The 11,895-nt window shown below is 71.9% G+C and carries 9 protein-coding genes and 1 pseudogene; 3 read left to right on the forward strand and 7 right to left on the reverse strand.

Annotation, left to right across the window (positions count from 1 at the left end):
- From ACFU7Y_RS28570 to ACFU7Y_RS28585, 4 genes and pseudogenes are all read right to left on the reverse strand, one after another.
- Positions 1-477, reverse strand: a pseudogene (locus tag ACFU7Y_RS28570) (hypothetical protein); the annotation flags it as partial.
- Positions 474-1,106, reverse strand: coding sequence for a DUF6114 domain-containing protein (locus ACFU7Y_RS28575; RefSeq protein WP_380770098.1), 633 nt, complete (start codon positions 1,104-1,106; stop codon positions 474-476). The gene ACFU7Y_RS28575 and the pseudogene ACFU7Y_RS28570, both read right to left, overlap by 4 nt.
- Before the next feature lie 131 nt (positions 1,107-1,237).
- A complete protein-coding gene (locus tag ACFU7Y_RS28580; RefSeq protein WP_224285202.1) occupies positions 1,238-1,906 on the reverse strand; it encodes a DUF6230 family protein in 669 nt (222 codons plus the stop codon).
- Between the two features lie 736 nt (positions 1,907-2,642).
- Positions 2,643-3,644: a tetratricopeptide repeat protein gene (locus ACFU7Y_RS28585; RefSeq protein WP_380770100.1), complete on the reverse strand. Its 1,002-nt coding sequence runs from the start codon at positions 3,642-3,644 to the stop codon at positions 2,643-2,645.
- Between the two features lie 365 nt (positions 3,645-4,009).
- Between ACFU7Y_RS28585 and ACFU7Y_RS28590 the strand changes: the two genes are divergently transcribed.
- Positions 4,010-4,717, forward strand: coding sequence for a TetR/AcrR family transcriptional regulator (locus tag ACFU7Y_RS28590; protein ID WP_380770101.1), 708 nt, complete (start codon positions 4,010-4,012; stop codon positions 4,715-4,717).
- 108 nt (positions 4,718-4,825) lie between these two features.
- On the opposite strand, the gene ACFU7Y_RS28595 is transcribed toward ACFU7Y_RS28590, so the two are convergent.
- The 3 genes from ACFU7Y_RS28595 to ACFU7Y_RS28605 form a co-directional block, all read right to left on the reverse strand.
- Positions 4,826-6,511, reverse strand: coding sequence for a methylmalonyl-CoA mutase (locus ACFU7Y_RS28595; RefSeq protein ID WP_380770102.1), 1,686 nt, complete (start codon positions 6,509-6,511; stop codon positions 4,826-4,828).
- A 168-nt stretch (positions 6,512-6,679) separates the two neighbouring features.
- Positions 6,680-7,021 carry a DUF3817 domain-containing protein gene (locus tag ACFU7Y_RS28600; RefSeq protein WP_224283812.1) on the reverse strand — a complete coding sequence of 114 codons (342 nt, stop codon included), beginning with the start codon at positions 7,019-7,021 and terminating at the stop codon, positions 6,680-6,682.
- Positions 7,022-7,097: 76 nt separating this feature from the next.
- Positions 7,098-7,634, reverse strand: coding sequence for a MarR family winged helix-turn-helix transcriptional regulator (locus ACFU7Y_RS28605; RefSeq protein ID WP_224283811.1), 537 nt, complete (start codon positions 7,632-7,634; stop codon positions 7,098-7,100).
- 496 nt (positions 7,635-8,130) lie between these two features.
- Between ACFU7Y_RS28605 and ACFU7Y_RS28610 the strand changes: the two genes are divergently transcribed.
- Positions 8,131-9,759: a M4 family metallopeptidase gene (locus ACFU7Y_RS28610; RefSeq protein ID WP_380770103.1), complete on the forward strand. Its 1,629-nt coding sequence runs from the start codon at positions 8,131-8,133 to the stop codon at positions 9,757-9,759.
- Positions 9,760-10,156: 397 nt separating this feature from the next.
- Positions 10,157-11,782 (forward strand): M4 family metallopeptidase, encoded by a 1,626-nt coding sequence (locus tag ACFU7Y_RS28615; RefSeq protein WP_380770104.1) that lies wholly within the window; start codon positions 10,157-10,159, stop codon positions 11,780-11,782.
- The last annotated feature ends 113 nt before the right edge of the window (positions 11,783-11,895 follow it).

Raw genomic sequence — 11,895 nt, forward strand, 5'->3', positions numbered from 1 at the left:
CGGCGCACCCGCGCCGGCCGCGGCGGACTTCTGGGCGGCGGGCTGGGTGGCCGTCCCGGCGGCCGACGGTTTGACCGGCGAGGTGGGCTGCTGGGCGGGCGCGGTGGGCGCCTGGGTCGGCACCGAACCCGGGTCGGTCGACGGGCCGGCCGGGGGCGCCGTGGTCGGGGCCGGGCTCGGCGCGGTGGACGGGCCCGGCGGCGGCTCGGGCAGCTCGCTCTTGGGCACCGGCGTCTCGATCGGCGCGACGTCCGGCACGACGGCCGGCACGTTGCCACAGGGCTTGCCCGCCGCGGACTCGGCGACCGCCGGGTTGGGCGTGTAGGCGGCGGCCATCAGCAACGCGGTCGGCACCGCCGCCATCGCCAGCGCCCGGCCTCTCAGCCGGACCCGTACGGGCGTGCGCGGGGCCGCGTGCCGGCCGGAGCGCTGCGCGGGAACGGTCGTACCGTCGGCTTGCTCGGCCGGCCCGGTCACCGCGCCTCCTCCTGGTCCACGGCGCCGGCCTGCTTCGGGACGGCGGCTCCGGCAACGGGCCCGGCGGCCTGCGGCGCGCCCTGGGCGGGCAGTTCGGCGGTGACTTCGGTGGCGACGCTCTGGGCCACGGTGGCCGTGGCGTCCCCGGCGTCCTTGCCGGCGTCGGCCCGGCGTCCGCGCCCGCCCTCGGCCGCCGGCGCGGCCGCCGACTCGGCCTGCGGCTGCGGCAGCGGCGCCCAGGAGACCAGCAGCCCCCCGCCGATCAGACCGGGCAGCAGGGCCAAGCCGAAGCCGGCCAGGTTGGACATCGGGATCGAGACCAGCGTCAGCAGGATGGTCGCGATGCCGGCGAAGACCCTGACGGCCTGCTGGAACCACCCGGCTATGCCGAGGGCGATCAGCAGGACGCCGATGAGCAGCGAACCGGCACCCGCCGTGGTCGACATCGCGATGGTCACGCTGCCGAGCGCCAGGTGCGCGTACGGGAAGTAGAGGATCGGGACGCCGGCGATCATGGCCAGCAGGCCGCCCCAGAAGGGCCTGGTGCGACGGAACGTGCGGAAGCCCCGCCAGAACGACCCGATCGGATTCTGGCGGCCGGTCCGGGTTTCGACCGTTGCGCTGGACATGGTGCAGCTCCTCGGCATCGCTACGAGGGGACAACGACTGGCGTGGGGCCGGGAACGGCGGAACCCGCCGCCCCCGGCCCGCGAAAGACCCGTCTGCCGGGCGCGCCTGTCGGCACGCCGTCAGGCAGGGATCAGTAGCACTCCTTGTCCGGGCCGTCGCCGCTCTTGAGCGACAGGCTCAGACCGTTGAGCACGAACTTTCCGGCCGAGGTGGCACGGGCCTTCTGCTCGACGTTGTCCAGCGAGGCCTTCTGGGCAGCCTGGGCGAAGCCGGTGGGACCGGTCGGCAGGCCCTTGCCACCGCCCGCGGCGGTGACACCCGGGTGGGGCTTCCAGCCCTGGGTCGCCGTGCCGGGAACGGTGGAGGCGTCCTGACCGATGTTGATCTGCTCGAAGGTCGCGTCGGCCTTCAGTTCCTCCATGTCGATCAGCAGGTTCTCGGCGTGCACCGGCGTGCCGTTGCCACCGGCGTTCAGCTGGAGGGTGATCTTGCCCAGGCCGAACCCGGTCAGGTCGGTCACCACGGACTGGCACATGTTGGTGATCTCGGCCGATTCGAACGCCGAGACGGCGACCGGGTGCGGCGCGCCGTTGGCCTCGATGTCGACGGTGCCGAACTGCGAGAAGTTCTTGCCCTCCAGGTGGGAGGCGTGCACCTTGAACTGCTGGCCGGAAATGCTGAACGAAGCGGCGAGCGCGCTGTTGGCGATCGAGACGCCGACCATCGCGGTGGCGGCGACACTCGGCACCATCACCAGTGCGAAGCGCTTCCAGCGGGTCTTGCCGTAGGTCTGGGACATGCGAGTCCTCCTTCTAGGACGTACATCTCCGGCTCCCCGGCGGTGCGTCCCGCACCGGTGGGGGCCTGGGATGGGAGAGAGCTACGTCCTCGGTAGCGGAGAGCGCCTTGGGCGTCGTCGGACGCGGGAACGGCCTGCGTGCAGCAGGCCTCCCGTCCAAGCACCGGCCGTCCTTGCGGGGCGGCGGGCAGGACCGACGACATCGGCGATCACCCCCGAGCGACAACCAGCGGCCGCGCAGGGCCGCGCGGCCGGTAAAAGGACAGGAACCGCCGTGGGACCGCGGATACCCCCCTGCCCTCCCTCCCGCCGGCCGGAGCCGGCGGATCGCCCGGTGGGGATCCCGCGCTCCGCGTGGCCGACCGGGGTCGGCTGGTGTGGAGTCTGGGACCGGGCGTGGCCGATCGTGCTTGAATCCCGGGCGAAGCACAAGAGGTGCCTTACTGACGGGTAATGCAACATCCGGTGACGATGATCATGGAATCGGCCCGAGCTGCACCGTGCGTGACGTCTTGAAGGAAACGTGATGGCGAAATCCGCCGGAAACACCAACGAAACACCCGTGGGTGATCACACAATGTGACCACCCACGGGTGAAATCAAGATTTGGTAAACCTCTGTCCGGTTGACCGGATTGTCGCCAAATCACCTGGCGACACCGCAGGTCATCCGCCGTGCCAGGCGTCGAGCCCGAGGACCGGCGCGGAACCGGGCCGGAACCCGACCGGAGCCGGGCTCAGAACAGCACGCGCGCCAGCGCCGTACGGGCCGCGACGACCCGCGGGTCCTCCGGGCCGATCACCTCGAACAGCTCCAGCAGGCGCAGCCGGGCGGTGTCCCGGTCCTCGCCGGCCGTCCGTCCGACGGTGGTCACCAGGCGCCCGAAGGCGTCCTCGACGTGACCGCCGACCAGGTCCAGGTCGGCCGCCTTGAGCTGGGCCTCGACGTCCTTCGGGTCGGCCGCGGCCGCCGCCCGGACGGCCTGGAGGTCCAGGCCCTCGATCCGCTTCAGCAGCTCGGCCTGGGCCAGACCCAGCGTGGCCTCGGTGTTGCCCGGCTGCTCGGCCAGCACGTTCCTGTACGCCTGGATGGCGCCGCCCAGGTCGCCGGCGTCCAGCGCGTCGTGCGCGGCGGACAGCGCCGGGTCCTCGGGGTGCTGCGGGGCGGCGGCCGCGGCCTCGCCCGGGGCGACCGCCCCGCCGGCCACGCCGACCACGCCGAAGCGCTGCTCGGCGACCAGGATCAGCTGGTCCAGGATCTTGCGGATGTTGGCGGCGCTCTCCGCCCCCTGGAACAGCGGCACCAGCTGGCCGGCCACCACGGCCATCACGGCCGGAATGCCCTGGATGCCGAACTGCTGGGAGAGCAGCGGGTTGGCGTCCACGTCGATCTTGGCGAGCACGAAGCGGCCGGCGTACTCCTCGACCAGGCCCTCCAGGACCGGGCTCAGCTGCTTGCAGGGCCCGCACCACTCGGCCCAGAAGTCGATGACGACCGGCACCTCGGTGGAGCGCTGGACGACCTCGGTCTCGAAGGTGTCCTCGGTGACGTCGATGACGAGCTGGTAGGCGGACTGGGCGGGGGCGGCTCCGGCCGACTCGGCGGCGGCCGCCTGACGGGCCCGCTCGGCCCGGGCCTGCTCGGCCTTCTGGGCGGCTTCGCCGGCCGCCTTCACTGCGGCGAGGTCGACCGCACCGCGCAGGGCGGAGCTGTTGAGACGCGAATTCCGTGGCTGCATGGCACCATCCTCCCCCGTCCGCGCTGCTCGCGGGCACCAACCTCCGGAAAGTCGCCCCGCGCGGGCCGCGCGGTGCGGGTTCCCGGGCGCCGCGCCCCTCCCCCGGTAGCCTGGACCGTTCGGCGCGGATCCCCACCCGCGCCCGCGCCGCTCCCGTCCCACGGGATGCGGCGCCTGGTTGTCACTGCTTTCGCTACGAGTCGTAGCGTAACTGGAGCCGGTGCCCCGCCCGCAAGCCCAACCGGCGGTTCGGCGACGTGACCTGCCCCACTTTCCCGGACCGCCCCGCTCCCCGATCGGGCGAACAGTCGCTACCGTTACCAGCCCCACCCAAGTTACTTACCAGTACAGCGCAAGGAGGCCCGGTGCCGGCCGCCCAGCCCCCAGCGAGCCCGGAACGCACGGACCCGGCGTGCCCCGACCCGGCCGGCGCGGCCCCACAACCCGCGGGCGCGGCCCCGGAACCCGCAGGCGCCGCCCGGGCCAAGGGCCGCCCGCGCAGCGCCGCCGCCGACCTCGCGATCCTCGACGCCACCCGCGCGGCGCTGGCCGAACTCGGCTGGGGCGGACTGACCATGGGCCACGTGGCGAGCCGTGCCGGGGTCGCCAAGACCACCCTCTACCGCCGCTGGCCGTCCAAGAACGAGCTCGTGGTGGACGCCGTCGCCAGCCTCTTCGACGAGCTGGTGATGCCCGACCTCGGCAGCCTGCGGGCCGACATCGAGGCCGTGGTGACCCAGCTCGCCGACCTGCTGGCCCGCCCGGAGACCCAGGCCGCACTGCTCGCGCTGTTCGCCGAGGGCACCCGCGACCGGCAGCTGCGGCGCCGGATCCGCGAGTCCATCGTGGACCCGCAGAAGCGGCTGGTCCGCCAGGGCCGGGCGGCCGCCCAGGCCCGCGGCGAGGTGGAGGCGGACACCGACGCCGCGTCGGCCCGCGAGGAGGTCGACATCATCTTCGACACCATCGCGGGCACCGTCGAGCACCGCGTCCTGGTGAGCGGCGAGCCGATCACCCCGGAGTGGACCCGCCGCTTCACCGACCTGCTGCTCGGACCGCTCTTCGCCTGCTGACCGCCACCGGCCGGGAACCCGGCCCCGGCCGAGGACACGGCGAAGCCGCCCGTACGGAGATCCCGTACGGGCGGCCTGCTCGGGTCAAAGGGTCAGCAGGGCGACGCGTCAGAACGCCGCGTTCTCCTGGTACGTCCCCCACTCCTGGCGCAGCGCGTTGCAGATCTCGCCCAGCGTCGCCTCCGCGCGCACCGCGTCCAGCATCGGCGGGATCATCGACTCGCCCGAGCGCGCCGCCGCCAGCATGGCGTCCAGTCCGGCCCGGACGGCCGCCTCGTCCCGGGCCGCCTTGCGCTCCCGCAGCACCCGGACCTGCTCGCGCTCGACCTCGTGGCTGACCCGCAGGATCTCCAGCTCCGGGGTGACGCTGCGCGGGTGGCAGTTGACGCCGACCACGCGCTTGTCGCCCTTCTCCACCGACTGCTGGTACTGGAAGGCCGCCTCGGCGATCTCCCCGGTGAACCAGCCCTCCTCGATGCCGCGCAGGATGCCGGAGGTGATCGGGCCGATCTCGTGGTCCTCGCGGCCCTTGTCCAGGATCCGCTGGAAGATCGCCTCGGCCTGCTGCTCGATCCGGTCGGTCAGCGCCTCGACGTACCAGGAGCCGCCCAGCGGGTCGGCCACGTTGGAGATGCCGGTCTCCTCCATCAGCACCTGCTGGGTGCGCAGGGCGATCTCGGCGGCCTGCTCGGAGGGCAGCGCCAGGGTCTCGTCCAGGGCGTTGGTGTGCAGCGAGTTGGTGCCGCCGAGCACCGCGGCCAGCGCCTCGACGGCGGTGCGCACCACGTTGTTGTACGGCTGCTGCGCGGTGAGCGAGACGCCGGCGGTCTGGGTGTGGAAGCGCAGCCACTGCGCCTTGTCGGTCTTGGCGCCGAAGCGCTCGCGCATCCAGCGGGCCCAGATCCGGCGCGCGGCACGGAACTTGGCGATCTCCTCGAAGAAGTCCAGGTGCGCGTCGAAGAAGAAGGACAGGCCGGGCGCGAAGACGTCCACGTCCAGGCCGCGGGACAGGCCCAGCTCGACGTAGGCGAAGCCGTCCGCGAGGGTGTACGCCAGCTCCTGCGCGGCCGTCGCCCCGGCCTCGCGGATGTGGTAGCCGGAGACCGACAGCGGCTTGTACGCGGGGATGCCCTGGGCGCAGTGGGCCATCAGGTCGCCGATCAGGCGCAGGTGCGGCTCCGGGGCGAAGAGCCACTCCTTCTGCGCGATGTACTCCTTGAAGATGTCCGTCTGCAGGGTGCCGTTGAGCACCGCCGGGTCCACGCCCTGGCGCTCGGCGGCGACCAGGTACATGCAGAAGATCGGCACGGCCGGACCGCTGATCGTCATCGAGGTGGTGACCTCGCCGAGCGGGATGCCCTTGAACAGCACCTCCATGTCGGCGGCCGAGTCGATGGCCACGCCGCAGTGGCCGACCTCGCCGAGCGACTTCGGGTCGTCCGAGTCGTAGCCCATCAGGGTGGGCATGTCGAAGGCGACCGAGAGGCCGCCGCCGCCCGCGTCCAGGATCATCCGGTAGCGCTCGTTGGTCTGCTGGGCGTTGCCGAAGCCGGCGAACTGGCGGATGGTCCAGGTGCGGCCCCGGTAGCCGGTCGGGTGCAGGCCGCGGGTGTACGGGTACTCGCCCGGCCAGCCGATCCGCTCGAATCCCTCGTAGGCCTGCCCGGCGGGCGGGCCGTAGACCGGCTCGACCTCATCGCCGGAGAGGGTGGTGAAGTCCGCGTCGCGCTTGCGGGCCTTGTCGTACCGCTGCTGCCAGCGCTGCCGGCCGCGCTCGATCTCCTCGGCGTCCATGACCACGAACTCCGCTCCGTACGGCCGCCACGGCGACGGGCGGCACAGCTATTAGGACGTCCTAGCAATTTACTCGGACGTCCTAGTACTTGTCGACGGATGACCCGCTCGAATGCCGAGAGCGCCCCTCCCCACGGTGGGGAGGGGCGCTCTCGCGAGGCTTCGGGCTCAGACCCCGGCCGGCTGGCGGTCGCCGGCACCCGCGGGGAGCCTCTCGGCGGCCTCGCGGGCCACCTTGCGCTCGAAGACGAAGGAGAGGAAGGGGATGCAGCCCGCCGCCAGGGTGAGCACCAGCCGGCCCATCGGCCACTTCAGCTTCTGCCCGAGCATGAAGGTCACCACGAAGTACCCGATGTAGAGGTAGCCGTGCAGCATCGCGACGTACGTGGTCACGTCCTCGGCGGCGCCGAAGCCGTACTTCGCGACCATGAAGCCGCAGAACACCAGCAGTGCCACACCGGTCGCAACGGCCAGGCCCCGGTACCAACCCAGCAGGGGGGTCGCCTTCATACTCTTCCTCGCCTCGCTCGGCAGTGTCGGCCGGTACGCCCGGATCCGCGCACCGCTCACACGAGGGTAGCCGCCCTCACGCCCTCTCCTTCGCAGCCCCCTCGGCCCCCTCGGTGAAGTCGCCGGCCGCGATCCGCAGCGGCCTGAGCAGATCGAACACCTGGCGGCACTGCCCGGCGTCGTACTCCTCCAGCCCGAACTCCATCGCCATCAGCTCCCGGGTCGCCTCCTCGACCACCTCGCGACCGCGCCCGGTGATCGCCGCCAGCACGCCGCGGCCGTCCAGCGGGTTGGGCCGGCGGGCGACCAGACCGGCCCGCTCCAGGCGGTCGACGGTGTTGGTCACGCTGGTCGGGTGGACCATGAGCCGCTCGCCGATCTTGGAGAGCGAGAGCTCGCCGGTCCGGCTGAAGGTCAGCAGCACCAGCGCCTCGTAGCGGGCGAAGGTCAGCCCGTACGGCTTGAGCACCGCGTCCACCCGGGAGAGCAGGATCTGGTGGGCGCGCATGATCGAGGTGATCGCCGCCATCGAGGGGACTCCACCCCAACGGCGGGTCCACAGCTCGTCGGCACGGGCGATCGGGTCGAAGTCGAGAGCGAGGGGCTTGGCCACCTCCTTACCGTACCGGCGGACGGGACGCGTGCTACCAGGCGTCCTGATGGTGGACAAGCGCAACACGTGGCGGGAACCCGCCAATCGGACGGCCAGGTCCATACCAGGACATTGCGCCGGTGTGAACGTGCGGCAACGGACGTCCGGCGCACCGGGGTTGACCCCGGATCGGCCCGGCGCCGCGCCACCAGGCGTCGGTTCGGACGGGAACCCCCTGCGGGCACGGTCGATTCACCCCTTTTGTCCGCCCGTTCACAACCCTTCACCTTGGCGGGACTTGGCCAATTCATGAGCAAGACCTGTCATTTGATTTGCTCGATTGTCATGCTTTCGGCCAACCCCGTTCGGTAGCCACCACCCCCACCCACCGGTGGCGAAGCCGCTTCGGCCGCACGGGGCCTGCACGTCAGCGCCCGTTCCGCCCCTCAGGTGCCGGCCCCGGCCCCCGGAACGCGGCGCGACCGCGCCCACCGCGGTTTCCCGGAAGGACTCGTTCGTGAAGCGAAAGCTCGCCGCAGTCGCCGTACTCTCCGCCACCGCCCTGCTCACCGGTGTCGTCCAGGTGAGCACCGTGGCCATGGCGGACCCCGCCCCGCACTCCCGGGCCGCACAGCGCGCCAACCTGATCGCCCTGGCCAACGGCCAGGCCGGCAAGGTGGCGCACACCCTGGCCCTGGGCGGCCAGGAGCAGCTGGTGGCCAAGGACGCCGTGGTGGACGCCGACGGCACCCGTCACCTGCGCTACGAGCGCACCTTCGCCGGCCTTCCGGTCCTGGGCGGCGACCTGGTGGTGCACCAGAAGGCCGACGGCTCGACCACCTCCGTGGACAAGGCCATCGGCGCGGCCATCGCCCTGCCGAGCCTCACCCCGCAGATCCCCGCCGACAAGGCCGCCGCCCAGGCGACCGGCGCCGTGCAGTCCACCGTGGGCATCGCCGCCGACGAGGACGAGTCCCCGCTGACCGCCGTGCACCAGACCGGCAAGGCCGAACTGGTCGTGTGGGCCACCGACGGCAACCCGCGCCTGGCGTACCGCACCACGGTCGAGGGCGTGCGCGCCGACGGCACCCCGAGCAGCCAGCTGCTGGTCACCGACGCGGCGAGCGGCCAGGTGCTCTCCAGCCACGAGCAGGTGCAGACCGCCACCGGCAGCGGCAAGGGCGTCTTCGTCGGCACCGTCCCGCTGACCACCACCCAGAGCGGCAGCTCCTACCAGCTGAAGGACGCGACCCGCGGCGGGCAGTCGACCTTCACCCTGAAGAACAAGACCTCCGGCTCCGGCACGCTGGTCGCCAACACCACCAACAGCTTCGGCAACGGCCTCGCCTCCAACGCCGAGTCCGCCGCGGTGGACGCCCAGTACGGCGCGGCGGCCACCTGGGACTTCTACAAGAACACCTTCGGCCGCAACGGCATCAAGAACGACGGCGTCGGCGCCACCAGCCGGGTCCACTACGGCTCCAACTACGTCAACGCCTTCTGGAACGACAGCTGCTTCTGCATGACGTACGGCGACGGCGCCAGCAACACCCACCCGCTGACCGCGCTGGACGTGGCCGGCCACGAGATGACCCACGGCGTCACCTCCGCCACCGCCGGCCTCAACTACTCCGGCGAGTCCGGCGGCCTGAACGAGGCCACCTCGGACATCTTCGGCACCATGGTCGAGTGGTCCGCCAACCTGCCCGCCGACAAGCCGGACTACCTGATCGGCGAGCAGATCAACATCAACGGCAACGGCACCCCGCTGCGCTACATGGACCAGCCCTCCAAGGACGGCGCCTCGGCCGACTACTGGTCGTCCTCGGTCGGCAGCAAGGACGTCCACTACTCCTCCGGCGTGGCCAACCACTTCTTCTACCTGCTCGCCGAGGGCAGCGGCGCCAAGACCATCAACGGCGTCAGCTACAACAGCCCGACCTACAACAACTCGACCCTGGCCGGCATCGGCCGGGACAAGGCCGCGCAGATCTGGTACAAGGCACTGACCGTCTACATGACCTCCACCACCAACTACGCGGGCGCCCGCACCGCGACCCTGAAGGCCGCCGCCGACCTGTACGGCGCGACCAGCGCCGAGTACAGCGCCGTCGCCGCGACCTGGGCCGCCGTCAACGTCAACTGACGCATCCCACAGGCGCATCGGACGCCCGGGACCTCCGGCGGGAGGTGCCGGGCGTCCGGCCGTTCCGGACGGCTGTCAAGTCCGTCCGGCTGGCGGAGTCCCGCCAGGGGGACGAACCGCCGAAACCGGGCAGCGGGCGGCACCCGAACCATCCGTACCGGGACTGGCGGTTCCTGGCCAATCCCCGGAGGCGCCCTGTCCATCCCTGCCAACGATTGTCATGCTTCTGACCACGTCCCGTCCGACCTCCGCCGCCCCACCCACTTCCGGCGGAACGTCAGGAACCGCGCGGGACCGGCACGTCCGCGCCCTACCGCCCCAACGGCGCCAACCCCGGCGCCCCGGTACGCGGCGCACCCGCACGCACCCGCGGGTCTCGTGGAAGGAACCCCCGTACGTGAAGCGAAAGCTGACTGTCGGAGCCGTACTCTCCGCCACCGCCCTGCTGGCCGGCGTCATCCAGATCGCCGCCGTCCCCGCCCAGGCCGCCGCCCCCTCGCCGGCGCAGCAGCAGTCCGCGCTGCTCGCGCTGGCCTCCGGGCAGAGCGCCCCGGTCGCCCAGGCCCTCGCCCTCGGCGGCCAGGAGAAGCTGGTGCCCAAGGACGTGGTGGTGGACAAGGACGGCACCCGCCACCTTCGGTACGACCGGACCTACGCGGGCCTTCCGGTGATCGGCGGCGACCTGGTCGTCCACCAGAAGGCCGACGGCTCGGTGAAGTCCGTCGACCAGGCCTTCGCCGGCCGGCTGTCGGTTCCCAGCCTGACCCCGGGCCTCGCCGCGCCCCAGGCCGCCGAGGCGGCCACCGCCGCGGTCCGGGCGACCGTGGGCATCGCCGCCGACGAGGACGAGGCGGCGCTCGGCCGGGTCGACGGCGCCGGCGCGCCCGAGCTGGTCGTCTGGGCCGCCGACGGCACCCCGCGGCTGGCCCACCGCACGGTGGTCGAGGGCCAGCGCACGGACGGCACCCCGAGCCGCCAGGAGGTGATCACCGACGCCGCCACCGGCCAGGTGCTCGCCACCGACGAGAAGGTGCAGACCGCGACCGGCACCGGCAAGGGCGTCAACGTCGGCACCGTCACGCTGACCACCACCCAGAGCGGCAGCTCCTACCAGCTGAAGGACGCCTCCCGGGGCAACCAGTCCACCACCGACCTCAAGGGCGGCACCTCGGGCAGCGGCACGCTGTTCAGCAACACCACCAACTCCTGGGGCAACGGCTCGCCCTCCAACCGCGAGTCCGCCGCCGTGGACGCCCAGTTCGGCGCGGCGGCCACCTGGGACTACTACAAGAACACCTTCGGCCGCAACGGCATCAAGAACAACGGCGTCGGTGCCGCGAGCCGGGTGCACTACAGCACCAACTACGTCAACGCGTTCTGGGACGACTCCTGCTTCTGCATGACGTACGGCGACGGCTCCGGCAACACCCACCCGCTGACCGCCATCGACGTCTCCGGCCACGAGATGAGCCACGGCGTCACCTCCGCCACCGCCGGCCTGATCTACTCCGGCGAGTCCGGCGGCCTCAACGAGGCCACCTCGGACATCTTCGGCACCATGGTCGAGTGGTCCGCCAACCTGCCGGCCGACCCGCCGGACTACCTGATCGGCGAGAAGCTCAACATCAACGGCAACGGCACCCCGCTGCGCTACATGGACAAGCCCTCCAAGGACGGTGCCTCGGCCGACTACTGGTCCTCCACCGTCGGCAACAAGGACGTCCACTACTCCTCGGGCGTCGCCAACCACTTCTTCTTCCTGCTCGCCGAGGGCAGCGGGTCGAAGGTCATCAACGGGGTCAGCTACAACAGCCCGACCTCCAACGGCTCGACGGTGACCGGCATCGGCCGGACCAAGGCGGCCGCGATCTGGTACCGCGCGCTGACCGTCTACATGACCTCCACCACCAACTACAAGGCCGCCCGCACCGCGACCCTGAAGGCGGCCGCCGACCTGTACGGCGCGACCAGCACCGAGTACAAGACGGTCGCGGCGGCCTGGAGCGCGGTGAACGTCAACTAGCGCAACGCCCACCGGCCGTCCCCGGCGCGAGCCGCCGGCGGGACCGGCCCGAGCCACCCCCGGTAAGAAACGGCGACAGGCTGCCGCGGCCCTTTGGGAGAGGAGGCCGTGGC

The sequence above is a fragment of the Kitasatospora sp. NPDC057542 genome, from assembly GCF_042801945.1.
Lineage (GTDB): Bacteria > Actinomycetota > Actinomycetes > Streptomycetales > Streptomycetaceae > Kitasatospora.